24 protein-coding genes, 1 tRNA gene and 1 pseudogene are annotated in these 24407 nt (G+C 67.1%); 14 read left to right on the top strand and 12 right to left on the bottom strand.

The genetic code is table 11. From position 1 onward, the window contains the following. Nucleotides 1-88 precede the first annotated feature (88 nt). Nucleotides 89-4312 carry an AAA family ATPase gene (locus tag QF036_RS18440; RefSeq protein WP_307104188.1) on the top strand — a complete coding sequence of 1408 codons (4224 nt, stop codon included), beginning with the start codon at nucleotides 89-91 and terminating at the stop codon, nucleotides 4310-4312. Continuing rightward, nucleotides 4309-4542 (top strand): hypothetical protein, encoded by a 234-nt coding sequence (locus QF036_RS18435; protein ID WP_307104186.1) that lies wholly within the window; start codon nucleotides 4309-4311, stop codon nucleotides 4540-4542. The genes QF036_RS18440 and QF036_RS18435 overlap by 4 nt, the downstream gene beginning before the upstream one ends. 93 nt (nucleotides 4543-4635) lie before the next feature. On the opposite strand, the gene cpaB is transcribed toward QF036_RS18435, so the two are convergent. From cpaB to QF036_RS18420, 3 genes are all read right to left on the bottom strand, one after another. Then, on the bottom strand, nucleotides 4636-5382 hold the full coding sequence (gene cpaB, locus QF036_RS18430; RefSeq protein ID WP_307104184.1) for a Flp pilus assembly protein CpaB: 747 nt from the start codon (nucleotides 5380-5382) through the stop codon (nucleotides 4636-4638). A gap of 199 nt (nucleotides 5383-5581) precedes the next feature. Next, nucleotides 5582-5869, bottom strand: a complete 288-nt coding sequence (locus QF036_RS18425; protein ID WP_307104183.1) for an FmdB family zinc ribbon protein — start codon at nucleotides 5867-5869, stop codon at nucleotides 5582-5584. A 148-nt stretch (nucleotides 5870-6017) separates the two neighbouring features. Further along, complete coding sequence (locus tag QF036_RS18420; RefSeq protein WP_307104182.1) at nucleotides 6018-6629, bottom strand: 5-formyltetrahydrofolate cyclo-ligase; 612 nt, start codon at nucleotides 6627-6629, stop codon at nucleotides 6018-6020. A gap of 88 nt (nucleotides 6630-6717) precedes the next feature. Here QF036_RS18420 and galU point away from each other — a divergent pair, with 88 nt between their 5' ends. The 5 genes and pseudogenes from galU to QF036_RS18395 all read left to right on the top strand — a co-directional run bounded on the left by galU (nucleotide 6718) and on the right by QF036_RS18395 (nucleotide 10306). After that, nucleotides 6718-7623, top strand: coding sequence for a UTP--glucose-1-phosphate uridylyltransferase GalU (galU, locus tag QF036_RS18415; protein WP_307104180.1), 906 nt, complete (start codon nucleotides 6718-6720; stop codon nucleotides 7621-7623). 6 nt (nucleotides 7624-7629) lie between these two features. Continuing rightward, a pseudogene (locus QF036_RS18410) lies at nucleotides 7630-8251 on the top strand (GNAT family N-acetyltransferase). Between the two features lie 126 nt (nucleotides 8252-8377). Next, entirely contained in the window at nucleotides 8378-9355 is a 978-nt protein-coding gene (locus tag QF036_RS18405) for a hypothetical protein (RefSeq protein WP_307104178.1), read from the top strand. A gap of 33 nt (nucleotides 9356-9388) precedes the next feature. Next, a complete protein-coding gene (locus QF036_RS18400) occupies nucleotides 9389-10189 on the top strand; it encodes an SDR family oxidoreductase (RefSeq protein ID WP_307104176.1) in 801 nt (266 codons plus the stop codon). Between the two features lie 44 nt (nucleotides 10190-10233). Continuing rightward, nucleotides 10234-10306: transfer RNA gene (locus tag QF036_RS18395), tRNA-Ala, on the top strand. 597 nt (nucleotides 10307-10903) lie between these two features. Here QF036_RS18395 and QF036_RS18390 read toward each other — a convergent pair. The 6 genes from QF036_RS18390 to QF036_RS18365 form a co-directional block, all read right to left on the bottom strand. Then, a complete protein-coding gene (locus QF036_RS18390; RefSeq protein ID WP_307104174.1) occupies nucleotides 10904-11308 on the bottom strand; it encodes a hypothetical protein in 405 nt (134 codons plus the stop codon). Nucleotides 11309-11782: 474 nt separating this feature from the next. Continuing rightward, nucleotides 11783-12124, bottom strand: a complete 342-nt coding sequence (locus QF036_RS18385) for a hypothetical protein (protein ID WP_003805240.1) — start codon at nucleotides 12122-12124, stop codon at nucleotides 11783-11785. Between the two features lie 75 nt (nucleotides 12125-12199). Beyond that, nucleotides 12200-12706 carry an AFG1/ZapE family ATPase gene (gene zapE / locus QF036_RS18380; RefSeq protein WP_307104172.1) on the bottom strand — a complete coding sequence of 169 codons (507 nt, stop codon included), beginning with the start codon at nucleotides 12704-12706 and terminating at the stop codon, nucleotides 12200-12202. Next, nucleotides 12706-13701, bottom strand: coding sequence for a magnesium/cobalt transporter CorA (gene corA / locus QF036_RS18375; protein ID WP_307104170.1), 996 nt, complete (start codon nucleotides 13699-13701; stop codon nucleotides 12706-12708). Before corA ends, zapE begins: the two co-directional genes overlap by 1 nt. 44 nt (nucleotides 13702-13745) lie before the next feature. Next, a complete protein-coding gene (locus QF036_RS18370; protein WP_307104169.1) occupies nucleotides 13746-14171 on the bottom strand; it encodes a DUF1761 domain-containing protein in 426 nt (141 codons plus the stop codon). 9 nt (nucleotides 14172-14180) lie between these two features. Then, the gene (locus QF036_RS18365) at nucleotides 14181-14681 is read right to left on the bottom strand and encodes an Lrp/AsnC family transcriptional regulator (RefSeq protein WP_373460188.1); all 501 of its coding nucleotides are present in this window, start codon (nucleotides 14679-14681) and stop codon (nucleotides 14181-14183) included. 173 nt (nucleotides 14682-14854) lie between these two features. Between QF036_RS18365 and QF036_RS18360 the strand changes: the two genes are divergently transcribed. The 3 genes from QF036_RS18360 to QF036_RS18350 all read left to right on the top strand — a co-directional run bounded on the left by QF036_RS18360 (nucleotide 14855) and on the right by QF036_RS18350 (nucleotide 17172). After that, a complete protein-coding gene (locus tag QF036_RS18360; RefSeq protein ID WP_307104165.1) occupies nucleotides 14855-16090 on the top strand; it encodes an MFS transporter in 1236 nt (411 codons plus the stop codon). Nucleotides 16091-16219: 129 nt separating this feature from the next. Next, entirely contained in the window at nucleotides 16220-16939 is a 720-nt protein-coding gene (locus tag QF036_RS18355; protein ID WP_307104163.1) for an ArsR/SmtB family transcription factor, read from the top strand. After that, nucleotides 16936-17172, top strand: coding sequence for a 2-nitropropane dioxygenase (locus tag QF036_RS18350; protein WP_307104161.1), 237 nt, complete (start codon nucleotides 16936-16938; stop codon nucleotides 17170-17172). The genes QF036_RS18355 and QF036_RS18350 overlap by 4 nt, the downstream gene beginning before the upstream one ends. A 64-nt stretch (nucleotides 17173-17236) precedes the next feature. Here the strand turns inward: QF036_RS18350 and QF036_RS18345 are convergent, their stop codons facing one another. Then, nucleotides 17237-17746, bottom strand: a complete 510-nt coding sequence (locus QF036_RS18345) for an Lrp/AsnC family transcriptional regulator (RefSeq protein ID WP_003805226.1) — start codon at nucleotides 17744-17746, stop codon at nucleotides 17237-17239. Between the two features lie 119 nt (nucleotides 17747-17865). Beyond that, nucleotides 17866-19233: an MFS transporter gene (locus tag QF036_RS18340; protein ID WP_373460187.1), complete on the bottom strand. Its 1368-nt coding sequence runs from the start codon at nucleotides 19231-19233 to the stop codon at nucleotides 17866-17868. An 89-nt stretch (nucleotides 19234-19322) separates the two neighbouring features. Between QF036_RS18340 and QF036_RS18335 the strand changes: the two genes are divergently transcribed. Beyond that, nucleotides 19323-20309, top strand: a complete 987-nt coding sequence (locus QF036_RS18335; RefSeq protein ID WP_307104159.1) for a LysR family transcriptional regulator — start codon at nucleotides 19323-19325, stop codon at nucleotides 20307-20309. A 31-nt stretch (nucleotides 20310-20340) separates the two neighbouring features. Here QF036_RS18335 and QF036_RS18330 read toward each other — a convergent pair whose 3' ends face one another. Beyond that, nucleotides 20341-21372: a nitronate monooxygenase gene (locus QF036_RS18330; RefSeq protein WP_307104158.1), complete on the bottom strand. Its 1032-nt coding sequence runs from the start codon at nucleotides 21370-21372 to the stop codon at nucleotides 20341-20343. A 36-nt stretch (nucleotides 21373-21408) separates the two neighbouring features. Here QF036_RS18330 and QF036_RS18325 point away from each other — a divergent pair, with 36 nt between their 5' ends. The 3 genes from QF036_RS18325 to rsgA all read left to right on the top strand — a co-directional run bounded on the left by QF036_RS18325 (nucleotide 21409) and on the right by rsgA (nucleotide 24339). Then, a complete protein-coding gene (locus QF036_RS18325; RefSeq protein WP_373460186.1) occupies nucleotides 21409-22350 on the top strand; it encodes an N-acetylglucosamine kinase in 942 nt (313 codons plus the stop codon). A gap of 110 nt (nucleotides 22351-22460) precedes the next feature. Next, nucleotides 22461-22913 (top strand): NUDIX hydrolase, encoded by a 453-nt coding sequence (locus tag QF036_RS18320; protein WP_307104156.1) that lies wholly within the window; start codon nucleotides 22461-22463, stop codon nucleotides 22911-22913. Between the two features lie 364 nt (nucleotides 22914-23277). After that, nucleotides 23278-24339 (top strand): ribosome small subunit-dependent GTPase A, encoded by a 1062-nt coding sequence (rsgA, locus tag QF036_RS18315; protein ID WP_307104155.1) that lies wholly within the window; start codon nucleotides 23278-23280, stop codon nucleotides 24337-24339. The last annotated feature ends 68 nt before the right edge of the window (nucleotides 24340-24407 follow it).

Here is a 24407-nt window from a genome sequence, read left to right as displayed (position 1 = left end):
CGGGCAACGGTGCGAAATGCGCCGCAACTTGGGCCGACCCAGTGTTGCGGTCTCTCAACCGCGGCGGTTTCCGGCTACGCTCGAAACTATGCCCGTATGGTCCAAGGCGTCACGCGCAAGCTCAGAAAAGAAGGCAGTAGTGTCAGTAGGTCAGGTCGACTCCGAGGGTTCGGAGGAGCTCAGGAAGTGGCTGTCCGGGCTCAAGCCCGTAACGGGGGCAGACACCATGCTGCGCTTCACCAAAACGCCCGAGGGTTCCATCGACCTCACCCACGCGCACCCTTCGGGCCTGGCGCAGCTGATGGCCGGGCGCCGGACGCGGCTCTCCACGCTGATCCGCGACCAGCAACAGTACGTCGTGGCCGCCCGGGCCTGCCGGAACCTGCGCTCGAAGATTTTCGAACTGGCCAACGACCGCGGCATCGAGGCCGGGTACCTCTCGGCTGGCACCGTGGTGTGGACCTCCGCCGTGGGTGGGAAACCGCAGCGGGTCTCGGCGCCGGTGATGCTGACGGCCATGTCGCTCACCATCCGCCCCGGCGAAGACGACTACGAACTTCAGCTCACGGAGCAGGCCCGCATTAATCCGGCCCTGATCCGGCACCTGAAAAACATCCACGGGATCGTGTTCGACGTGAACGCCGTGACACGGATGGCGTACAGCACAGCGCGGTTCGACCCCCTGCCCGTGCTGGACCGGATCAGCACACTGGTCAAGCCGATCCACGGCGCCGACGTGGAGCACAACCTGCTCGTCTCGACCTTCGCGGACCTTTCCGGCAACCTTGACGATCCGTGGATCAACGGGCAGAACGCCCTGGTGGCCTCGCTGGCCAAGGCCGCGTCGGGTGAAATCGTCGACGTGCCCGCGCTCCAGCCCGGACGCTTTCCCAGCGTGGACGAGCGCGACCCGGCCGAGGAGCTGCTCCTCCTGGACGCCGACGCCGACCAGCAGTATGTGATCGACGCCGTCAGGGCAGGGGACTCGCTGGTGGTGAGCAGCCCGCCCGGCACCGGCCAGACGCAGACGGCCATCAACACCATCGGTGCGCTCGTGGACGAAGGCAAGACCGTTCTGGTGGTGGGGGACCGGCGTGCCAGTCTCAACGAGGTGGCCGGACGCCTCGAAAACCTGGGCTTGGACTCCATCCTTTTCCAGCTGTCCGGAAACGCAACACCGCAGCAGCTCAAGGGCCAGCTGGTGCGTGCCATCGTGCGCAACGAGAAGGCCCAGGAGCCGCAGCTCGGGAGCCTGCACAAGACGCTCACCGAGCACCGCCATGCGCTTGTGGACCACGTCGCGTCGCTGCACAACGTGCGGCAGCGGTGGGGCTGCTCGCCGTACCAGGCCATGCAGTCGCTCGCGGAGCTGACGTCCATCCAGCCTGCACCGGCCACCACCGTCCGTCTCAAGCGCAGCGTCCTGGACAACATCCGGGACCGCGAGGAGCTGGCTGGGCGGCTGAAGCGCGCCGCCGAACTCGGTGCGTTCAGCAGGGCATCGACCACCAGCCCCTGGCACGGTGCACGGCTGGTGACGCGCAAGGAAACCGAGGAAGCGCAGGAGCTTGTGCGTGCGGTGGCGAAGAAGCTGCCGCTGCTGCAGAAACGGATGAAGGACGTGGCCAGCCACGCCGAAATCCGCCTGGGCACCACCTTCGCCGAATGGGGCTCCCAGCTCAAGCTCCTGGTGGCCGTCCGTGAAAGCCTGGACAAATTCACCCCGGACATTTTTGACCGGCCCGTGACCGACCTGATTTCCGCGACGGCGTCCTCGTCCTGGCGCAGGGAGCGCGGCATCGACATGGCCTCGATGCAGCGGTCCCGCCTGCGCCGGGTGGCCAAGGAGTACGTCCGCCCGGGCGTGCATATTGCCGATCTTCACAGTTCGCTGGTGCTGGTCCAGGAACAGCGTGCCCAGTGGGCCGGGTACGCCACCACACAGCGGCATCCGGCGGTACCGTCCGGCCTGGCGGAAATCAGCATCATGCACCGTGGACTGACCCGCGAGATGAAGATGCTGGGTGATGCCCTGCGGCACACGGCTGCGGGCGGTTCGCTCGAAAATGTTCCGTACCCGGAGCTCATGGAGCGTCTGGAACGGCTGGTCGCGGACACCCAGACGCTGCAGACCCTGCCCGAGCGCACGCTGCTCATCGAAAACATGCGCGAGCACGGGCTGGGGGAGCTGCTGGCAGACCTCTCGGAGCGCGAGGTCGGGGCCGGGTCCGTCGCTGCCGAACTTGACCTGGCCTGGTGGCAGTCGGCGCTTGAGGCGATGATCAGCGGTGACGACTACCTGGCCATGTCCGATGGCGACGCGCTGCGCCAGCTGGAGGCGGAGTACCGGCTCGCGGACAACGCCCACATCGCCAGCGGTGCCGGGCGGCTGCGGTGGAAGCTGGCTGAGCGCTGGCGCGCGGGCATCGAGGAGCATGCCCGCCAGGCGGACCTGCTCCGGAGCCTGCTTAAGGACGGGCGGGTCACGCTGGCCGCGCTGACGGCGCAGGCACCGGGCCTGGTTCCCATGCTGGTGCCTGTCTGGTCGGTCAGCCCCTACCTCATGACCGGCCTCCTGCCTGCCGAGCAGAAGTTTGACGCTGTGGTGATCCTCGATGCCGAGGCAACCTCGCTGCAGGCTGTCCTCCCGGCCGTCGCCCGCGCCAAGCAGGTTATCGCCTTCGGCGACGACAGGATCGCCAGTCCCCGCACCTTCACCGTTGCCGTGGAGCGGCTCGCCGCCGGCGAACAGTCGCATCAGAGTGTCGAAAGCGCGTTCACCGCACTTTCGGCAGTGCTGCCGACGGCGCCGCTGCGCTCTGTCTACCGCGCGGTGGACGAGGACCTGGTGTTGCAGCTCAGCAAAAACTTTTATGACGGAGGCCTCCACCGGCTCCCCGAAGGGCAGTCGGCCACGGGGCTGGACCGTGCGCTGACGGTGGAGTACCTGCCCGACGGCACGGGACTGCCCAGCGCCGACCACGAGGGTGTCGAGTCGGTGGTGGCCGAGGTGAACCGGGTAGTGGAGCTCGTGTTCGAGCACGCGCGGCTCCGTCCCCGGACATCGCTGGCGGTGGTGACCGCCAGCCTCCGGCACGCGGCACGCATCGGCGAGTCTATCCGGCTGCAGCTGCCCAACCATCCGTCGCTGTCCGGATTCTTCACGGCAGGTGATGAATCCTTCCGGGTTGTGGACCTGGAGCGTGCCCAGGGGCTGGTCCGCGACCGCGTGATCTTCTCGCCGGGCTACGGGCGGACGCCGCACGGCCGCGCCCTGCACAGCTTCGGTCCGCTGTCCGCCGAGGGCGGCCGGGCCAAGTTCGCCCTGGCCATGACCCGGGCACGGCAGTCGCTCCACGTCCTGACGTGCTTCAAACCGGAGGATCTTGACCGGACACGGCTGGCCCACGGCGCCGTCGATCTCTTCGAACTTCTGGACCGGGAGATCTCCGGCAACACCGACCTGGGGACGCCTGCGTCCAGGGCAGCGGCAAGTGAACAGGCGTTGGGCGCTGATCCACTGGTTGCTGATCTCGGCGACCGGCTGCGTGCCCGCGGTGCCCGAGTATGGCACCAGTACGACGGCGTCATCGACGTGGTGGCCGCGGCCGATCCGCTCAGCACCATGGGCCAGGACGAGGCCGACATTCCACGGCCGGTAGCCATCGAATCGGACGGCACCGAGCAGTACCGGCAGATGACGGTCCGGGAACGCAGCAGGCTGCGCCCCCAGCTGCTGGAGCGGCTCGGCTGGAGGTATATGCCGCTGTGGACCATCGAGGTCTTCACAGATCCCTCGGCCTGCGCCGACAGGATCGGCGGGTACCTCGGGCTTGAGAAGCCCGCCCCTTCGCTGCGTTCCGTGGGCGCGCCGGAATTCTTCCTGGATGACGACGTCAGCACTTTTGCAGTGGGCGACCTGGAGCCCGAACAGGAGGAAGACCCGTACCAAGACATGGATGGCAGATTCAGCGACGACCCGATCGGTTACGATGCTGACCAGAGCGGCCGGGAAGCACGCGATCAGGGCACCACCGAGGCGGTCCTGGCGGACGCGCACTCGTCGGATGCGAATCAGACCGACGCTGATCCGACAGACGCTGGTCTGAGCGACGCTGAACTGACGGGCGCCGGTCAGACACACGCTAACCAGAGGGACGTGGATCAGAGGGGCGTGGATCAGGCTGGCACCCATCAGGCGGACGCCGACAGGGAGGATTCCGGTTCCGACGCTGCCCGCGCCGGAGTCGGCTTCGGTTCTGAGCCCGGCTTGGAACGGCCGGCCACGGGACGGAAGGAGGGCCCGCTGTGACATCCGACGGCGGGGCCGAGCGCAACAACGGCACCGAGCGCAGGGATGCTCAGTCCGCAGGCCGGGAGAAGCCCGCAAAGGCTCGCCGCGCCAAAGCGGGCGGGCCGCAGCGGACCGGCGTGGTCCCCAAGCGGGCAGCCGAGGACGATCCCCGGACCTGGGGCGACGCAGAATCCGGCAACGACCACGACGCTTGGCTGAAGGAGCAGAAGCCCCCGCACTGGGGCTGAGCAACCGGGCAAACACGTCGCGGAATCTCGCAAGCGAGGGGATTCCCACAAGCGAGGGGATTTCAACAAGCCAGAGGATTCGCACGGCCTGGCTCACCGGGCACCGGATGCTACCAGTACGAAAAACAGCTTTCCCTGGGTTGACGCGCCCGCCAAGGCACTGGCCTGGGCAGGGGTGGCGGCCACCACCAGCAGCCCGTCCGAATCCCCGGCAGCAAGCCACTGGCTGCCTTGGCCTTCCTGGCCGGAGGTCCACAGGACGGGCACTGCCTTGGCGAGTACCTTCGAGGCTGATGCCTGCTCATAGCCGTTGCCGCTTGTCAGGACAACGTTCACGAGTTGGCCGGGGGACACCAGCTGGATGGATGACGGGTCCGCCATCCGCAGCGGTACCGCAGCGGACCCGGGCGGCGCCCCCGTCAGCAGCCCTGGCCCGACGAGCTGCGCATCGGTGAGGAGCTGGCCCTTGCGAAGCGGCACTGCCAGCTGCTTGCCGTCCACTCCGGCGCTGTCAGCGAAAGTCCCGTCGGGCACCATAGCCGGCGGAACGCTGATGGTCCCGACATCACTCCCAGCCAGGTTCGCTCCGGCTGGTAGGTCACGGGCAGCGGCGAGGACGCTCACGGTCTGGGCAGGGGCAGGAGTGAGCTGGTGGACGGCGATCCCCGCGGCCGCGCAGAGGAGGAGTGCCACGGCAAGACGGCGGTTACGGTTCAGCCATCCCGCGAAGCGCCGTCCGCGCGGGCGCGGGCGGGCGGCGGAGCCGGGCAATGCCTTGCCCCGGCCGGGACGAACGGCTGGGCGGGATGCCCTTGCAGGGAAAATTCCGGTAGCTGGCATGCCGTCACGCTACGGGCCATCCCTCGCCTCACGACAGGTGCAGGCGGGCGTATGTGGAAAAGGCCCCCGAGGCGCATCGGAAGACTGCCCGAACCGATACTAGTAGCCGGGGGAAACCCTGCCGAAGGAAAAGAGTCCGGCCGGGTAATCCCGGCCGGACGCTATTAGCTTGAAGGCGGCAGGTGCCGCAGGAACTCGCCTAGCTCGCGGCTGCAGCTGCCGGGGCAGCGGATGATGCAGACGACGAGGAGGCGGCCGGGGCGGCCGGCGCTGACGCAGCGGGGGAGGGCGAGACGGTGCTTCCCTTGGAGTCGCGCGAATCAGTCCGGTAGAAGCCGGAGCCCTTGAAGACCACACCGACGCTGTTGAACTTCTTGCGGAGCGTGCCCTGGCATTCGGGGCAGGACGTCAGAGTGCTGTCGGTGAAAGACTGCACGATGTCGAAAGCATGGCTGCAATCTTTGCAGGCATAGGCATACGTGGGCACTGTAGATCCTCCTCTTGGACAAACGACAGGTCCCGTGCTGCCTGGCTTCATTTCCCCGGATTCTCCTTGACGGATCACCGCGGCGGAAACGCCTCCATTAGCAGTCGCAGGGCCTGAGTGCCAATTCTATCACCCCGCCCGGGCGAGGTCACGCGAAGGCTACCAGCCCGGAGGGCATGAGGACTGCCTCGACGGGGCGGTCAAAGTCTTCAGCCGGGATGGTCTGGGCGGGCAGGAGTTCGGAGTCATAGATGATGGCAGCCTTGGGAAGGTGCAGGCCGCCGGCGTTGGCCGCAGCCAGGAACTTGTCGTAATAGCCGCCACCCTGTCCGATCCGGTTGCCGCTGCGGTCCACAGCCGTAGCCGGCATGAACATTCCGGCCGCAGTCCGCACCACATCCAGGCCGTGGCGCTCACCGGCAGGTTCCTGGATGGGCGCATATCTGCTGCGGATAAACTCGCTGTCGGGCGTCCAGAAGACCCAGCTGAGTTCCCGGTCCGGTTCGCAGACAGGGAGCAGGATGCTGTGGCCGGCCTCATGCAGTGCGTGCAGCAGGGGAAGGGTTGGCGGTTCGAAAGCGACGCCGAGGTAGGCGGTGAACGTGGCGGGCTTGCCCGCAGCGATGGCTTCGGCCCACGGCAGCCCATGGGTGGCGATGCCGTCGCCGGCGATTGAGAGGTCTGTTGCTGTCATCGTGGCCCGGATCTGCCGGTGCCGCGAACGGATCCCGTCCTTCGACGGCATTGTCCCTGTTGGCATGGATGTCATCCTTTGTCGCAGCGGCAGGCGGCCGGGCCGCTGCCGGATGCATTTACCGTATGAATGTTCCCTCGGATAGATTAGACCAGTGACTTCCATTAATTGTTCAGTCCGCAAGGCCGTAATCCCCGCTGCTGGGCTCGGCACCAGGTTCCTGCCTGCCACCAAGGCCATGCCCAAGGAGATGCTGCCGGTGGTTGACAAGCCGGCCATCCAGTACGTCGTCGAGGAGGCTGTGAAGGTAGGCCTGAGTGACGTCCTGATGATCACCGGACGCAACAAGCGCGCGCTCGAGGACCACTTCGACCGCGTCCCGGCCCTGGAAGCGACGCTGGAGGCCAAGGGCGACACCGCCAAGCTGGAGTCGATCCAGGCAGCGAGCAACTTGGGCGACATCCACTATGTCCGCCAGGGTGACCCCAAGGGCCTGGGCCACGCGGTGCTGCGTGCGCGCCAGCACGTGGGCTACGAGCCGTTCGCCGTTCTCCTCGGTGACGACCTCATCGATGCCCGCGACGATCTCCTCAGCATCATGATCGATGTGCAGGCCAAGACCGGCGGTTCAGTGGTGGCCCTCATCGAGGTGGAGCCGTCCCAGATCAGTGCCTATGGCTGCGCGGACATCTCCGCAATTGATGGCGAAAGCTTCGTCCGGATCAACAAGCTGGTGGAGAAGCCGGACGTCGACGAGGCGCCCTCCAACCTGGCTGTCATTGGCCGCTATGTGCTCCACCCCGATGTCTTCGATGTGCTGGAAAAGACCGAACCCGGCCGCGGCGGCGAGATCCAGCTGACGGACGCCCTGCAGGAGCTGGCCAGCCGGGACGGTGAAGGCGGCGGTGTGTACGGTGTGGTTTTCCGCGGCCGCCGTTACGACACCGGAGACAAGCTCAGCTACCTCAAGGCCTGCGTGGAGCTCGCCATCGACAGCGACGACCTCGGACCCGGTCTGCGTGCCTGGCTTCCGGAAGTTGCCGCCCGTCTGTCCAAGTAACCCTTCATGAGGGTCAGCCACATCTGGCCGGTCACGCTGGAGTGCGGGGACCTTGTCCTGCGGCCGATCAGGTACCGGGACCGGAAGGAGTGGACTGAGGTCCGTTCCCGCAACAGCGACTGGCTGGCGCCCTGGGAAGCCTCCAATCCGATCCCGGGCGGCTCCCTGCCGGATTACCGCCAGATGGTCAGGTCACTTAACACGCAGGCGGCCCAGGCCACGGCGCTGCCCTTTGTGATCGCGGAGTGGACACCCGGGCACCGTGACCCCGTCATCGTGGGACAGCTGACGGTCTCCTCCATTGTGTGGGGGTCAGCCCTGATGGCGACGCTTGGCTACTGGGTGGATCAGGCGCGGGCCGGGCACGGGATCGCTCCCACGGCGGTGGCGATGGCGACCGATCACTGCTTCCGGACTCTTGGCCTTGCACCGGATGGAGATCAACATCCGTCCCGAAAACGGACCCAGCCTGCGGGTCGTGGAAAAGCTGGGCTTCCGGGACGAGGGCTACCGTCCGCGGTACCTGCACATCAATGGGGAATGGGCAGACCACCGCTCCTTCGCCCTGACTTCAGAGGAAGTTCCGGAAGGCCTCCTCAGCCGCTGGCTGCGGGTCAGGCCCGCCTGACCGCTGACCGGCGGAGCCGCTGGTCAGGGCCGGGTTCTGTGCATAAGTCCAATGATTTGAAGCTCGGCCGCGACACACCGAGACGAATGCCACAACAGCCCCAACATTCCTCATACGGTTTTGTGTGTGGACTTCCCCCTTAGCAGCTCAGTCATCCTTGTGGCTGCTGTTGCGCTCTGGATCGTTTGGGTTGCCCCTTACGTGCTCCGCAACGGCCGGCATCAGTTCCAGGCTGCCGGTGACCTGACGTTGGAAAACGCCGACGCCGAAACTGCAAACCCGCAAGCCGGGACGATCGTGTATATGGCCGCCCAGCAGGAGAAACGCATGGACACCAGGAAGAGCAGCGAACCAGCAACAGGCCTCACCCCGGGTCCGTCCGGCAATAGGCCTGCCGCCCAGGGGGCCGGTGTTTTTCGGATCCGCTACGGGCGGACGGCCATCGCTTTCGTCGGCTTGCTGTCCTTCCTGACGGCGATTGTGGCCGGAGTCCTGCGGCTGTTTGGGCTCGGCAACCCCTGGGTTCCGGCCGTGGCGTTCCTGGCCGGTGTTGCCGCCGTCGTGGTTTTGCGGCGGCTTGCCGTCCGTGACCGGCGCAGGAAAGTCAGCGCCGCCTTCCGGGCGGCCATGGGCTCGGCCGTCAGCCGGGAATCGTCCGTCGAGCACCCCGAGAAGGTGGCACCCGCCCCGGAGCCTGTGAAGCCCCGTGAAAGCGCCCTCTTCGACGCCGAGGCGGAGACGCCGAAGCCCAAGCCCCTCACGGCAGTCGAACTGCGCGAGGCGGCACTGGCAGTTGCCCTCGCGGCCGGCGACGAAAGCGCCGCGGCCCCTGTGCAGGGGCCGGCAGCCTCGCCTGAATCCAGCTGGGATCCGGTGGAGGTTCCCAAGCCGACATACGTTGAAGCGGCCAAAGCCGAGCGTCCCGCGCCCGAGCCCTTGGCGTTGCCCGAGGCGCCGAAGTCCGTGGGCAAGCCTTCACTCAAGCAGGGTACGGCCGCCGCACCTCCTGTAGCCTCCCCCAATGCCTCGCCCGCTAAGCCGCTGACCAAGGCCCAGAGCGCGCTGAGCAACCTTGATGACGTCCTGCAGCGCCGCCGCGCGTAGCCGGGCATCCGTGCCGGCCTAGGCGGCGCAGGGATGACTCGAATCTGCGTGGCCGGCGGCACTGGTGAGGCCGGCCGTGAAGTGGTGCGCCAGGCGCTTGGACTGGGGCACGCCGTCGCCGTTTTGACTCGGAACCCGCCGTGCCCGGGTGCCCGGGAGTATTACGACGGCGCCACGTACTTCCGCGCGGATGTCACCACCGGAGGAGGGGTGCCGGAAGCGCTGGCGGGTGCCGACGTCGTCATCGATTGCCTTGAAGCGCGGACCGGCAAAGCACTCAGGCACTATGCGGCCGGCGGCGCGCTGCTGCTGGGCGAAGCCGCGGCGGCTGGCGTGGCCAGGGCCGTACAGCTATCCATCGTTAACTGCGACCAAAGCGCCCTCACGTATTACCGGTCAAAGGCGGACAAAGAGCGCGTATACGCGAGGTCGCCGCTCGAAACGCGCACAGTGCGGGCAACGCAGTTCCACAGCCTGGTGGCGGGGATTTTCGGTGCGGGTTCCCGCGTTGGCCTCGTACCGGTGATCAAAGGTGCCTGGTTCCAGCCGATCGCCCCGTCCGACGTTGCGGCGGCGCTGCTGGAAGCCGCACTGGAACCGCCGACCAGTGACTCCCACGCGGTGCAGACAATCGGTGGGCCGGAGGTGCTGAGCATGGGATCGCTGGCCGGCGTCTGGAAACGGATAACCGGCGCCAGGGGCCTCGTGACCGAACTGCCGCTGCCCGGACAGATGGGAAGATTTCTGCGTGATGGAAAGAACCTGGCGCCCGAACAGCGTTACGGACAGACGACATTTGAGGCCTGGTTGGCAAACCGGCAAGAAAATTTGTAGCCTAGGGAAACCGGCGTTGAAGTTCCTCCGGGAAACGGCGCCACGGGGTTATAGCTCAGTTGGTAGAGCGCTTCGTTCGCATCGAAGAGGTCAGGGGTTCGAATCCCCTTAGCTCCACAGTTACACCCCGGTCTTCGGACCGGGGTGTTTTTTGCATCCCGGCGACATCCCATGGAAATGCCGACAGCCCCGCCTGCGGAGCCGAGTGGTGGAAAGGGGCCGGATTCAGGTACGGGCTACTCGGGTGCGAGCCGGCTTTCCGAGAGAGACTGTATTCGGCCGGTGGCGGCGAGTGCCTCCGAGAGTAGGCAACTCCCCCCAGCCGCCGCCGGCCCCCACACCGCGTCAGGACTAATGCTCAGACGAATGGGTATACGGGGAAGACCTCAGGGAGGTTCAGCTTCCGCTGCTTGGACGCGGGAGCTGCCTCCGATATGGCAGTCGACGGAGTTGGGCATCAGGCGTGAACGCAGTCGCGGGCTCGTCTTCGGAGACCTCGTTGGTGCTGTTCGTCGCTGGCCGGACTGTCATTGCTGGACTCCTTTGCTCCCGCCGGAATTCGTTCCGGATTCCTGTCTGGGTACCGCTCCTGCTGACTCTCCTCCACGTGTCTCAAGGGCATATCGGCAACTGATCAATACTGGATCAAGAAAATTGTCCAGCAGTTTTCGCTGCATCTGCTGCGGCGCAGGGTGGGGGATGCGCGGCTGCAGCTCAAGGACCCGAAGTTCCGTGGGATTTAGGCGGCAGATGGCCACGCCTGGATGCTTCCCGGACTACCTGCCGGATGTTGGCGAACAGTACTGCCTTCACTGCCGTCATGTCCGGGTTGTGCCCGTGCTTCAGCGCGCTCTCAAGGCTGCGGCAGTAGGCTTCGAGCCGCTGTGCGCCGGCCATCCCTGAGCTGGCCCTCAGGCTGATGATGGCCTCGAGGGTCGTGTCTGTATCGCCGCGGGTGAGGCCCTTGAAGATCCTGGCGGCCCGCACGGGGAGCATCACCAGATACTCCTCCATGAACTTCTGCGCTACCTCCTCCCCGGCTTCCTCCGTGAGGTCCTGCAGCGTGCCGTCATCCAGTACCGGAAGGTCCTGGCCCGAGTCCGGGTCCTCCTCCGCCATGCAGCCACCTCATCCATTTGTCCACGCCGTCCTGCGAGTCTCAATGAAATGGTCCGGGACACAGCTCAAGAACCTGACACTGTCATCGCAGGTTCGGATCAAGAGTTCGTGAGGTAATTGTCCGCCGGGTCCGGAGTACATGGGGGGAATGCGTTCCGGACCCGGCTGTTCTGAAGCGACGGTTCGCGGCTACCTTCTGCTTCAGGGACAGGAACAGTCTGCGGCCTGCACGTTATGAAACGCCGGAGCAACCTGAGAGTCAGACTTCGCTTTTACCCCTTGGGTGCGGGGTTGGACGCTGCACGCCCAAGGTTTTCCCAAGCTTGGGGCTGCAGCTGCGGTATCAGGAAAAGCGGGGCAGAGCCGGATTCTGCCCGCATCTTGCAAGGGCAGCCTTGTTTTGCCAACGCAAAAGGCGGCCAAGGGCAGGAGGAGTGCCCCGCCCGTGGCCGCCAGACGTGTAGGAGAAGCGGGCTACTGGCCGCCGCAGAACCTGCTGTAGGTACTGCCGGCTTGCTCGTAGCCGGTCTTCAGTTCGGTGAGCTTCGCCTCATCCGGCGTTTCCTTAGCGGACTCGTCCGTGTATTCCAGGATGGCCTGCAGCGCCGGGCGCAGCTCGTCCGAGGACACCGCCTCGATGGGGCGGATCTGGTTGGCCAGGCGGGTCATGCCGGTCTTGCCGACGGAGTTCGTGGGGTTCGAGACAACCGTCCTGATCCGGTCGCAGGTTTGTGCGGTGGTGAGCTGCGGTGCAGCGCAGGCGGAAGCGGAGAGGACGAACCCGGCGGCAAGCAGGGCGGTAGTGAGTTTCTTCATGATTCCCTCAGTAGTTGATGTCAATCGATTGTAAGCAGACACAACCGGCTCGGGACGGCAGGGTTACGGCTGTTGTTAGCAGCCGCCGGACTGCTCATCCGCCAACTCTTCGTCCGACTCGATCCTGCGAAGCACCGAGAGCCGCTCTCCTATGCGTGACAGCACGGCGGCCAGTTCCCCAGGAGCGCCGCCGCCGAGCGCACCAGAGAGGCTGCTAAACAGGACCGGCGTAATGAGGAACGGAGTGATGTCCCGGTCGTGGAGGACGTCCAGCAACGCCAGGAACCGCTGCCAGTCAGCCGGGCTGGCAGCGGACTCTGCAGAAGGTGAAGGTATGCCGTCCACCACCCAGGCCGGGAACGTCTCCGCCAGCAGAAGATAGTCCGCCGTCGACAGATCCCCGGCGCACAGCTCGGCAAAGCTGGCCCACAGCATGTCCGGGTCGGCACCTTTGACCGGCAGCGGACCGGCGGGCAGGGACAGCACGTCCCGCTGGGAAGGGGAAGGCCTGAAGAGCCCGCAGGCGCCCAATTGCCGTTCCGTGCCGGGCGTGATGACCAGGCCGCGGTGAAACCCGGCCATCAAAGCCAGCCCTTCCGCTTGAAGATGAGGTACATCAGCGCTGCTGTGGCGGCCATCAGCAGCATCGCCATGGGATAGCCGTAGGCCCAGTGCAGCTCCGGCATATGGTCAAAGTTCATGCCGTAAACGCCGGCCACGAACGACGGGGCGAAGAAGATGGCCGCCCAGGACGAGATCTTTTTTACCTGTTCGTTCTGCTGCGCGCTCGCCTCGTTCTGCCGGTTGGCGGTGAGAGTGCCGTCCAGGGTCAGCGCGTTCTGCAGGAGGTCACGGAATGAATCAGCCCGCGAAATCACCCGCTCCACGTGGTCCTCGACGTCCCGGAGATTGTGCTGGAGCTCGGCGTCGGCAGCAAAGTCGTCAAATCCCTCGTTGAGCTGCTGCATCATGGCGGGCAGCGGATGGATGGCCCGCTGGAACTGGATGACCTCGCGGGCGAGTTCATAGATGCGGCGGGACACCGCGGAATCCCCGGAAAACAGCTGGTCTTCGATTTCGTCGATGTCGTTTTCCAGCCCGGCAACCACCGGGGCGTAGTCGTCCACCACCTGGTCCAGCAATGCGTACAGTACCGCCGGCGGTCCGTGGCGGAGGAGATCCGGCCTGGACTCCAAGCGGCGGCGTACCTGGCCGACGCCGGACATCTCGGCATGCCGGACGGTCACCACGAAGTTCGTGCCAACGAATATATGGAGCTCGCCGAATTCCACGGTTTCGGTGTCATCGCGGTACCGGGCGGGCCTTAGAACAGTGAAAAGGCTGGCCCCGTAGCGCTCCAGCTTTGGCCGTTGGTGGGCCGATACAGCGTCCTCGACGGCCAGCTCGTGGAGGCCAAACTCCGCGGCGACGGCGGCCATCTCGGCTTGTGAGGGACGGTACAGTCCGATCCAGGCCATTCCGCCGTGGCTGCCCAGGGTTTCAAACGTCTGTTCCAGGTTTCCGGGCTCCGCGGTGCGGACCCCGTCGACGTAGACGGCGTTATCGATAATGGTCACAGTCTGCAGGTCTCCGTCTATTTGGGTCAGGACATCGCGTCGGGTCAGGACATCGCGCCGATGATGACTCCGGCGGCTGTCACAGCGAGGACATCGTGGCCGGAGTCGATGAGCGTCACCGCGGCAGGGCGTCCGGCGAACCCGTTGTGGATTACGTGGCCGCCTACGCGGAACACCACTGCCAGCACACAAGCGAACGATCCGCCGGCCAGCGCGTCGTCGAGTCCGAGCTTGCTGATCAGAACTGCGAGCAGGATGGCTGTCAGGGCTGCAGCTGCCATCATGGGAACCCAGATTCCGGCGCCGCCATCGGTGTTCCTGAGGTCCTCCTCCGTCGTGCCCACGGCCTCCATCCACCGCCTGCCGAGCACAGCGGGCAGGTACCAGACGAAGCCGATGGCCATGCTCGCGGCGAAGGCAAGAAGCACGGCAAGCCAGTTGACCTGAAAGAAATAAGAGAGCCAGTCCATGCTCGAATCCTATTCCGGCCGGAGGGGCGCAGGCCCCGGAGACGATTGAACGAGGCGGCTGATCAGCGGCTCGGTCCGGTACGGGATGTGCGTATGGAGGGCCAGCACCGTTTCGGTGCGGATCACGCCCTTGATGCGCAGGATCGAACGCAGCGCGCCCTGAAGATTCTGCGTGTCCGTGGCCACCACCCGGCACCAGACGTCGCCCCGGCCGGAGATCTCGTGCACTTCGAGGACCTGCGGAATCAGCCGCAAAGCGGCGATCACGCCGTCGAGCTCCCGGTGCGTCACTTCAATCGTCACAAAGGCGACGACGTCGTATCCCACCGCTTCGAGGTCGATCTCACGGCCGCCGTCGTGCAGGATGCCGGAGCGCAGCATCCGGCGCACGCGTGACTGGGCAGTGTTCCGCGCAATGCCGAGTTTTTCGCTCAGCTCGCCGATCTGGACGCGGGGGTCGCGGATCAGCTCGAGCAGGATCTTCAGATCCGTGGGGTCCAAGGTGTTCAAATCGTCACTCCGGTTCATGAATCCGGCCAAAGATTGATGGTTTTGCTCAATATTCCCACAGAATGACGCGTGGGTACTCACTCCTGCCGCATTCTTTAGGTACCAAGATTCCATCCGCGCGAGCAGCCCCCACAAGGGGCAGGTTCCGCGGACACACAGGCAAGGGCACGGGCATGACCGTCTTTAGCGAACTTCGAATGCGTCCGGCTGCGGCCACCCGCTTGGGCTGGGATGCGTCCACCACCGCACGGCTGGCCATGGCCGGCGTCGTCATTTTCACGCTCCTGGTGGGTGCGAACCTGGCGACCCCGCTGTATCCGCTGCTGCAGGTGCGGCTGGGCATCGGTTCCCTGGGCATTACTGTCGCGTTCGCCGCCTACGTCCTGGCGCTCGTGGCCACGCTCATCCTCGCGGGGCACTGGTCCGACCACATCGGGCGCCGTGCGGCCCTCGTCCTTGCCGTGCTGACGGGGCTTGCCGGTGGCCTGGTCTTTGCGAACGCGGACAGTCTTGCCGGGCTGTGCGGTGGGCGGGCGCTCCAGGGTGTCGCCGTCGCCCTGGCCACCGGGGCCAGCTCGGCGGCACTGCGTGAACTGCTGCCGGAGCGCCCAGGGTGGGCCTCCCGTTTCACGCTGCTGGCCTCGGCCGGGGGAGTGGCGGCGGGGCCCGCGATCGGAGGGATCCTCTCCCTCCTGCCGGGCTCCACCACCACGCCGTACCTCATCCATTCACTTGTCCTGGCCGTCCTGCTGGTTCCGCTGTACCTGCTGCGGGCCCGTCCCGCCATCAAGCCTGCCGCCGGCCCCCGCCCGCTGAAGGCGCTGGCACCGCGCCGGCCCACGGTGTCCCGCGAGGCCCGGGGTGCATTCTGGCTGGCGGCGGCCGTCGGCTTCCTGAGCTTTGCCGTCTTCGGCTTCTGCCTGTCCCTCGCCCCGGGTTATTTCGCGACGATCCTTGGCACTGATTCGCGGCCGCTGATCGGCCTGCTGGCCGGGCTGACGCTGGGATCGTCCGCCCTGAGCCAGCTGATCGCGGTGCGGAGCAGGTTCGCTGTGCCGGCGGGGCTGGCGGTGCTGGGCGGCGCGGTGGCGCTCCTCGCGGCCGCGGCTGCCGCCGGAAACCCGTGGCTGCTGGTTGCCGCGAGCGTGGCCGCAGGCGCCGGCCAGGGCGTCGCCTTCCGGACCGTTTTCAACGACGTGGCGGGCAAGGTGGAGGCGTCCCGGCACGCCCAGATCATCAGCACCGTTTATGTGATCACCTACCTCGGAAGTGCCGTCCCGGTGGTGGGGCTGGGTCTCGCGACGGCGGCCTACGGGCTCGACGCGGCCGTCGCCGGATTCGTGACAGCCTGCGCGTGCGCGGCGGGGCTGCTCGCAGCGATCACCTGGCGCCGCAGCCTCCGCCGATAGCAGCGCCCTCGAAGCAGCGGGCGGTACACGCCGCGGAGGTACGGGCCTCGCCGGGCAAAGAAACGGTTGCAAAGAACTGGTTGCAAAACAATCATTGCAAAGAAATCTTTGCAAGAGTAGCCTTGCGGTATGGCCACTAAGCCGAACTCTGAAGCCCCCGACGTGCAGGATCTGCCGTTCCCCGTCCGGAAGATGGATCCGGCCTCCCTCAAAGCCCTCGCGCACCCGCTGCGAGTCCAGATCCTGGAGATGCTTTCCCGGTACGGTGCGCAGACGGCGTGCAGCCTCGGCGAGCTGCTCGGGGAATCCAGCGGTTCCACGAGCTATCACCTGCGCCAGCTGGCCAAGCACGACTTCGTTCGGGAGGTGGAGGGCAAAGGCACTGCACGGGAGCGGTGGTGGGAGCGGCCGCGCGGCGCCATTGAGGTTTCGTCGCCTGAGCTCGCCAGTTCCCCCGCCACCCAGGAAGCGTCGCGGCTGGTAAACCGGGAATTCGAACTCCGCCGCCAGGCCGTGCTCTCCCACTTTATGGCGCACGGCGCGGACACCCTGGACCGCGACTGGCTGGAGGCCGCCACCGTAAGCACCGCCAATGTGCGGATGAACGAGGAGCAGCTGGGCGCCTACACGCGGGCCATGGAGGCCTTCTCCTACCGGCTGCTGGAGGAGATCCGCGGCGAGGGGGACCAGGAGGGCGCCCGGCCGGTCCAGATCCACTTCAATGCCTTCCCCATCCTCGGTGTCCCGGCATCCGCAGGCACCCGCGGCCAGCGCAAGACCCAGTACCCCGCCGAGGCGGAGTCACACAACACAGAACAGTCAATGAGCTCCGAAAGGAAAGAGCGATGAGCGCTCTATCGGTCAACCAGCCCATCCCCGGCTACCGCCGTGCCTCCATCTTGGAAGCCGTTGCCGTCCGCATCGGCGCCGGCCTGGTGGAATGGGCGGAACGGCGCCGGGTTGTTCCGGAGGAAGCCGTCCGGCAGCAGCGGGACGCCGCGCGGCGCCGCGACGAATTGAGCCTGTTGCGTGGAGATGTCCTCGGGGCAGCCCACTCGGGCCTGCTGCTTCCCCGCCGCTAGGCAGCGCCGGGCCGGTCCCGGCGCAGGGCTGGTTGTCCCGGTGGCCGGTCGCCCCGGTGCCCGGTCAGTCCTGTTCCGGCAGCGGCCCGTGGTTGCCCTGCATGTGGTCGAACACCAATGTGGTTTCGGTGTGCCCCACCACGGGGTCGGTGGCCAGGTTGTCCAGGACCCAGTCCCGCAGGTCCTCCGTGGTGGCGACGGCGATGTGCAGCAGATAGTCGACCGAGCCCGACGTGTGGAAGGTTGACAGCACGGCGGGCAGCTTGGGGACGCGGGAGGTGAACCGGTCGATCTGCTCCCGGTCGTGGGCGCGGAGCCGGACGGCGATCAGGGCCTGTACGGACCGGCCAATCGCGGAAAGGCTAAGTTTCGCTTCAAATCCCTGGATGATGCCCCGGTCCGACAGAGCTCGGGTGCGCATGAGTGCGGTGGAGGGGGCGATGCCTACGAGCTCGGCCAGCTGCTTGTTGGATATCCGGGCATCGTCCACCAAAGCCGCCAGCAGCCGCTCATCGATGGCGTCCAGCGGCTCGTGCCCCGCCGGCGGCCGAATATTCTTCGGGTTGCTGCTCACGGATCCTCCTGAAGTGTTCTCCGTTCATCTTAGCGGCGCCAATGTTGCCAAAGACATTCAGAGGCAGGGGGCACTTCCGAACATCTGCAGGTTTTCTGCCCGGTTCGGCGGCGAATTATTCAGGGATGCTGCAGGCTTGCCTTGTCCGGCTGGCGCTGCCGCCGCTGGCGCCCGGAAGAGGGATGTGCGACGGCGGTGATCACCGCCGTCGCGCAGCCCAGGACGATGACGGCGGCCGCCAGCGCCGGCCAGCCGAGGGACTGGAACACCAGTCCACCGGCCCAGCCCAGGATGCTGGAACCGAGGTAGTAGGCCAGGTTGTACAGCGATGCTGCCTGTGCCCGGCCTGACTGGGCGATGGCTCCGGTCCAGCCCGCCCCTATGCTGTGGGCCGCGAAGAAACCGCCGGTGAAGATGATGAGGCCGGCGAGTATCAGCACCAGCATCTGGGTGAGGGTAAGGGCCAGGCCTGCCGCCATCACCGCAATGCCGGCCAGCAGCACCGTGCGCTGGCCGAAGCGCTGCGTCAGGGCTCCGGCCCAGCGTGAGGTCACGGTGCCTGACAGATAGGCCAGGAAAATGAGGCTGATGAGCGTGGCCGGAAGGCTGAACGGTTCGCCGGAGAGCCGGAACCCGAGATAGTTGTAGACGGCCACGAAGCCGCCCATCAGCAGGAAAGCCTGCACGTAGAGTGCCAGCAGCCGGGGGTTGGCCAGGTGCCCGGACAGGGTCCTGGCCGCGCCGCGGAGACCTATGCCCCGGGCCGGGCTGAAGCCGCGGGCCTTGGGAATCAGGACCAGGAAGAGCACCGCGGCCACGGTGGCCAGGACGGAGACGGCGAGCGCGGCAGCGCGCCACCCCCACAGTTCCCCCGCCGGCCCGGCCACAAGCCTGCCGGCCAGGCCACCCAGGGTGGTGCCCGCGACGTAGCTGCCGGCCGCCACTGCGGCGTGTGCCCGGTCGATTTCCTCGTTGAGGTAGGCGATGGCGATGGCAGGGATGCCGCCCAGGGCCATGCCCTCCAGCATCCGGAGGCCCAGCAGGACGGGGAAGGAGGTGGCCAGAGGCACCAGCAGTCCCAGTGCCGTGGCCAGGCAGATCCCCCAGGTCATGGCTTTCACCCTCCCGATCCGGTCTGCAAGGAACGACCAGGGGATGACGGTGACGGCGAGGCCCACGGTGGCCAGTGAAATGGTCAGCGCGGCTTCTGCGGCGCTTACCCGAAGCTCGGCGGCCATGACGGGGAGCACTGCCTGGGTGGAATAGAGCTGGGCGAAGGTGGCCACCCCGGCAAACGCCAAGCCAGCGAGGATCCTGCCGTAGGCCTGTGAACCCTTCGGATGCCCGTTCCACTTGACGACTGTCCCTGCCACCGGTTCTGCCCCTGCCACCGGTTCTGCCCCTGCCACCGGTTGCGCCCCCGCTGCCGGCGCGGGCCGGGACTGGTTCGGCTGGGTTTCGGAGGCGTGGGTGTGGGGCGTTGGCATGCCTTCAGCGTAGATCTATGCTGACCTAGCATCCAATGCATGATTCATCGATAATTCATGCTGCAACGGATTGATTGACGGAGGAGACCGTGGACATCGAGCACAGGCAGCTCGTGCAGCTGCTGCCGGTTCTGCCGCTGCTGGCGGAGCTTGGGCGGACACAGCACATCACCGAAACCGCCGAGCTGCTTGGCGTTCCGCAGTCGACGGTCAGCCGGGCGCTGGCGCGCGCCAGCGCCGTGGTGGGAACCGACCTGCTGGTGAGGGACGGCAGGGGAGTCAGGCTGACGCCTGCTGCCGCGACGCTGCTGCCCTATGTGGAATCGGCGCTCGCCGAGTTCCGCGCCGGCCTTGACCTCGTCCGGCACGAGTCGGAGGTGGTGCGCGGCCGGATCGCCGTGACCTTCCAGCACACATTCGGCGAGGCGACGCTGCCGCTGCTCATCAGTGCGTTCCGGGGCCGCTACCCGCAGACGGAGTTCGACCTCAGCCAGGGCTCCCGCGACAGCTGCCTGGCGGAACTCTCCTCCGGCGCCGCCGATCTCGCCCTGACCGCACCCGTGGCACCCGCCGGAAGGACCATCGGCTCTGCCGCCCTGTACCGTGAACCGCTTCGGCTTGTGGTGCACCACCGGCACCCGCTGGCGGACCGGAAGTCGGTGGCTGTGGCGGAGATCCGGAAAGACCCGTTCGTTGCGCTCGGATCCGGCTACGGGCTGCGCTCGCTGACGGATGCCCTGTTCAGGGAGGCCGGCTTCAGGCCGCGGATTGCCTTTGAAAGCCAGGATTCACACACCGCACGTGGCCTGGTGTCCGCAGGGCTGGGGGTCAGCATCCTACCCCCGGAGGGCGGCAGCGGCCCGGGCCGCGGCGTCACGGCAGCCACCGGCGACCTGGGCTGGGTCGAAATTGCGCTGGAATCGGATCTGGCATACCGCGAGATCGGTCTGGCCTGGCGCGAGCGCCGCGGCGCGCGGGAGGGCGAACCGGACGCACTGCGCCTCTTCCGGGAGCTGGTGCTGGACGAGGGGCCGGCGCTGCTGGCGGGGCTGGTCCGGGCCCGGGCGGGCGGCTGACCGGCCGGGGCTCTTGCTCCTAACCGGGCGCCTAACTGTCCAGCAGCGCGCCCAGGGCCTCGGCCACGGGGCCGGTCCTGGCCGAGCGCCAGCCCTTTCCTGCCCAGAGGTTCAGCCGCTCCCGGTCACCCGCGGCCGCTGCTGCCGCGCGGATGGGTGCCGTCAGGTGGTGGATGGCGGGGTAGCCCTCAGGGGCGTCGGCGTGGTCGCGGACAAAGTCATTGACGAGTGCCCGTGCGTAGCGGCCGGTGAACGCCCGGGTGGGTGTTGTTTCGGTGAAGCTGTCATCGCCAAGTGCGTCTTTGTGCAGCTGCCGCGCGCCGCTTTCGTCCGTTCGCAGCAGCGCCGTTCCCACCTGCGCGGCAACGGCCCCGGCGGCTATGACCGATCTGACGGCGGCGGCGTCCGACAGTGCGCCGGCCGCGATCAGCGGAAGGTCGACGGCGGCCCGCACCTCCCGGATCAGGTCAGCCGTCGACGGCGGCATGCCGCCGGGTTTCGTCCCGGGCAGGAAAGCACCGGAGTGGGCGCCGGCGCTGCTGTGCTGGACGACGAGGGCATCGGCTCCGCGGTCCGCTGCCAGCTCAGCCTCGGCGCGGCTGGTGACCGTGGCGAGGACGGCCGACCCTGCCTTCCGGAGCGCCTCGACAACTGCGGAATCGGGCAGCCCGAACGCGAAGCTGACCAGTTCAACGGGGTGCTGCAGCAGGAGGTCGATCTTCGCCTGCCAGGCGTCGTCGTCGTCAAGCACCAGGGGCGGCACGGCCACGCCGTAGCGCCCGGCGTCCCGGCCAAGGCTGCTCCGGTACTCCTCCAGCCTTGCCACGGCGTCGGGGGAAGGGTTCAGCTGAGCACGGTCCGGCACAAAAACGTTGACGCCGAACCGGACGCCAGCCTCCCGGCAGGCGCGGATCTCAGCGCTGACCGCGTTCGCGCTCTTGTACCCCGCGGCGAGAAAGCCCAGTCCTCCGGCGCGGTGGACCGCCGAGACGAAGCCCGGCGTGGACGTCCCGCCCGCCATGGGCGCTGCGATAATGCGGGTATCAATCTGGGCGTGGGGCATGGCCGGCTCCTTGGGGCTAATCAGTAGTCTGTTCAGGTGACTAACTCTGACAACCTATCCGGTGCGGCCCCCGTCCCGTCCAGCACAGCCCCGTCCAGCGACGTCGTGATCGGCCTCGACATCGGCGGCACCAAGACACGGGGCGTCCGCTTCGAGCACGGGGAACCCGTAGCCGATGAGAGCGTGGGGAGCGCCAACGTCCAGAACGTCAGCCGTGAGGAAGCCGCCGCGCATCTCGCGGAGCTTTTCGCCAAAATCGGCCGGGGCATGGTGGCGCAGGTCTACGCAGGCGCCGGCGGGATCGACACCGATGAGGATGCCGCCGCCCTGGCCGCACTCATCGAGCCGCATGCCCCGGGGGCCCGGATTACGGTGGTCCATGACTCCCGGCTCCTGCTCGCGGCAGGGGGCGCCAGCACCGGCGTGGCAGTCATTGCGGGCACGGGCTCCGCGGCTTGGGGCGCGAACGGGGACGGCGATGAGGCGCGGGCCGGCGGCTGGGGCTACCTCCTGGGCGACGAAGGCAGCGGCTACTGGCTGGGCAGGGAAGCTGTCCGGCACAGTCTGCGGCGCATGAACCAGGGCCAGGAACCGGACGAGCTGACCAGGGCGCTGCTGGAGTCCTGCAACACCGACGACCCGAACAAGCTGATCGCGCTCTTCCACTCCCCGGACACCGGACGCCGATTCTGGGCGCAGCAGGCCCGGCTCGTGGTGGAGGCGGCCGAGGCCGGCCACGGGGTCAGCCGGGACCTGATCAACCAGGCGGGCAAGGACCTGGCGGACATGGCCGCCCAGGTCCTCCGGCAGCTGGGGCTGGACGGACCGGTCATTCTGGGCAGCGGCCTGGGCATGAACGTTGTCCGGCTCCAGGAATCGTTCCGGCAGCACCTGGCCGTGGCAGGAGTCCATGACGTGCGGATCCTGGAGCAGGACCCCGTTTTCGGTGTCCCGCTGCTGGTCCGCGACCAGGCCTGACACCATTCCGGGACAGGCTACTCAGCGCGAACGGGCACTTGCGGCCCTCCCGCCCGGCGGCACCTCACGTGCCGGCCATGCACGAGGATGGCGCGGGCTACGCTGGAGCCATGACCGTTCTCTTCGACACCCGCCCTGCCGCTTACGCGGTGATCATCCGCGACAGCGCCATCCTCCTGGCGTACTGGAAGCAGGACGGCAAGGAAGGCTGGACGCTGCCCGGCGGCGGGCTGGATCTGGCCGAGCACCCGGTGGACGGCTGTATCCGTGAGGTCTTCGAGGAGACGGGCTACCACGCCGAAATCGGTGCGATGCTCGGGATCGACGTCGGGCACTGGCCGGCGGATTCTCGGCTGGACGGGGCGGACCGCGACTTCCAGGCGCTCCGCCTGGTGTATGAGGCGAGGGTGACGGGCGGGAAGCTCACCCACGAAGAGAACGGCACCACCACGCACGCCGCGTGGATACCGCTGCCCGACGTCGCCTCGCTCAACCGGGTGTCCCTGGTGGACGCCGCGCTGCGGCTGTTCCGGGAGCGGCCGGTCAACGGGAAGCTGGACTGAATTTCGGCCACAGCATGGTTTCCCTAGCCAGCGGGCGCCCCGCTGGCTATTCTGGGGGAGTCCCCGGATGTTCTGTCCGGCGGCGGCCAGTCTGGCATGAACTTCGCACCGGGGAGGTGGACCTGATGACTGCAGAATTCGTGCGCGCTCCGCGCCTTGTCGAAAGCACTCTCATTACTCCTGCCCCCGCTGCTGCCCGCTCGTAACCAGTCCAGCGCTCTCTGTGCACAGCGCACTGCGCTCAGCTCACCACATGGACCACCGGCGGCGCTTCGGGGCCAACCCGAGGTTCACAGTGAAAAATTCTTCCGGCATTCGTGCCAACCAGCTACAAAACCAGACCCGTTCAATAAAACCTGACCCCATGCCTGGCCCGGTTCCGTACGGTTTCACGGAGGCGGTGGCGCAGCACTTTGCGGCCCATCCGGCTGTCACCGGCGAGGCGGCCGCCCGCGTCGTCCGGGTGGACCGTAACCGGATTGTCGCGGCTACGGCCGACGGTCTCGTGCACCTGCCGTACCCGGCCCATACCGTACCGGCCACCGGTGACTGGATCTGGCTTGGCCGCAACGGGGCAGCGGAACCGGCCGTCGTCGGGGTTCTTCCGCGCACGTCCGAGTTGAGCCGCAAGCGTGCCTTTGACCAGTCCACGGAGGCGCAGGTCCTCGCCGCGAACATCGACATGGTGGGCGTGGTTGTTCCCGTGGACCGTCCGCTGAGCCACAACAGGCTTGAACGGACACTGGTTGCCGTCTGGGATTCCGGCGCCACACCCCTGGTGATCATCACGAAGGCTGACCTGTCGGACATCGCCGATGACGTCGTCGGGAAGGTGATCCTGCAGGCAGCCGGCGTGGACGTGGTGACCACCTCGGCGGAGCAGGGGGACGGCATCGACGAACTGCTCTCCCGCGTGCAGCCGGCGTGGACGCTCGCCCTGCTGGGCCCCTCCGGCGCCGGAAAATCCACACTCATCAATGCGCTCGTGGGGCACCATATCCAGCCAACCGGCGACGTGCGGGCCACCGATGGCAGGGGCCGGCACACCACGACGTCGCGGGAGCTGGTGCCGCTGCCCAACGGCGCGGTGCTGATGGACACTCCCGGCGTCCGCGGCTTCGGGCTGTTCGACGCCGAGGACGGCATGGAGGAGATGTTCGGCGACCTGCAGGCGCTCTTTGAGCAGTGCCGCTTCTCCGACTGCGCCCATGACACGGAACCCGGGTGCGCCGTCCGGGCCGCGCTCGACGGCGGGTCCCTCGAGGAGAGGCGGTGGGCCAGCTACCTCAAGCTCCAGCGCGAGCTCGCTGCCCTTGAGCGGCGCCACGACGCTGCGGCGAGAAGGGCGTACCAGCGGGATTGGCATCAGAAGGTGGTGGTGGCCGGCCGGAGCCAGCGGGCCGCCGAACGCTACCGCCATTCCTGAGGCTGGAGTTTTTGTCCAGATAATGGCCCGTCCGGGGGCATTTGGGCCCAATATCTGGACAAAAACTC

It is taken from the genome of Arthrobacter globiformis (genome assembly GCF_030817195.1).
GTDB classification, from domain to species: Bacteria; Actinomycetota; Actinomycetes; order Actinomycetales; family Micrococcaceae; genus Arthrobacter; species Arthrobacter globiformis_D.
The sequence above is the reverse complement of the archived record's forward strand: the minus strand, read 5'-3'. Positions and strand labels throughout refer to the sequence as shown.

Coding starts and splice junctions, on each gene's coding strand:
- QF036_RS18440 (WP_307104188.1), top strand. CDS start 89: ATGCCCGTATGGTCCAAGGCGTCACGCGCAAGCTCAGAAAAGAAGGCA.
- cpaB (WP_307104184.1), bottom strand. CDS start 5,382: ATGCCAGCTACCGGAATTTTCCCTGCAAGGGCATCCCGCCCAGCCGTT.
- QF036_RS18420 (WP_307104182.1), bottom strand. CDS start 6,629: ATGCCAACAGGGACAATGCCGTCGAAGGACGGGATCCGTTCGCGGCAC.
- QF036_RS18400 (WP_307104176.1), top strand. CDS start 9,389: ATGACTCGAATCTGCGTGGCCGGCGGCACTGGTGAGGCCGGCCGTGAA.
- QF036_RS18390 (WP_307104174.1), bottom strand. CDS start 11,308: ATGGCGGAGGAGGACCCGGACTCGGGCCAGGACCTTCCGGTACTGGAT.
- QF036_RS18385 (WP_003805240.1), bottom strand. CDS start 12,124: ATGAAGAAACTCACTACCGCCCTGCTTGCCGCCGGGTTCGTCCTCTCC.
- zapE (WP_307104172.1), bottom strand. CDS start 12,706: ATGGCCGGGTTTCACCGCGGCCTGGTCATCACGCCCGGCACGGAACGG.
- QF036_RS18370 (WP_307104169.1), bottom strand. CDS start 14,171: ATGGACTGGCTCTCTTATTTCTTTCAGGTCAACTGGCTTGCCGTGCTT.
- QF036_RS18360 (WP_307104165.1), top strand. CDS start 14,855: ATGACCGTCTTTAGCGAACTTCGAATGCGTCCGGCTGCGGCCACCCGC.
- QF036_RS18355 (WP_307104163.1), top strand. CDS start 16,220: ATGGCCACTAAGCCGAACTCTGAAGCCCCCGACGTGCAGGATCTGCCG.
- QF036_RS18350 (WP_307104161.1), top strand. CDS start 16,936: ATGAGCGCTCTATCGGTCAACCAGCCCATCCCCGGCTACCGCCGTGCC.
- QF036_RS18340 (WP_373460187.1), bottom strand. CDS start 19,233: ATGCCAACGCCCCACACCCACGCCTCCGAAACCCAGCCGAACCAGTCC.
- QF036_RS18330 (WP_307104158.1), bottom strand. CDS start 21,372: ATGCCCCACGCCCAGATTGATACCCGCATTATCGCAGCGCCCATGGCG.
- QF036_RS18320 (WP_307104156.1), top strand. CDS start 22,461: ATGACCGTTCTCTTCGACACCCGCCCTGCCGCTTACGCGGTGATCATC.
- rsgA (WP_307104155.1), top strand. CDS start 23,278: ATGCCTGGCCCGGTTCCGTACGGTTTCACGGAGGCGGTGGCGCAGCAC.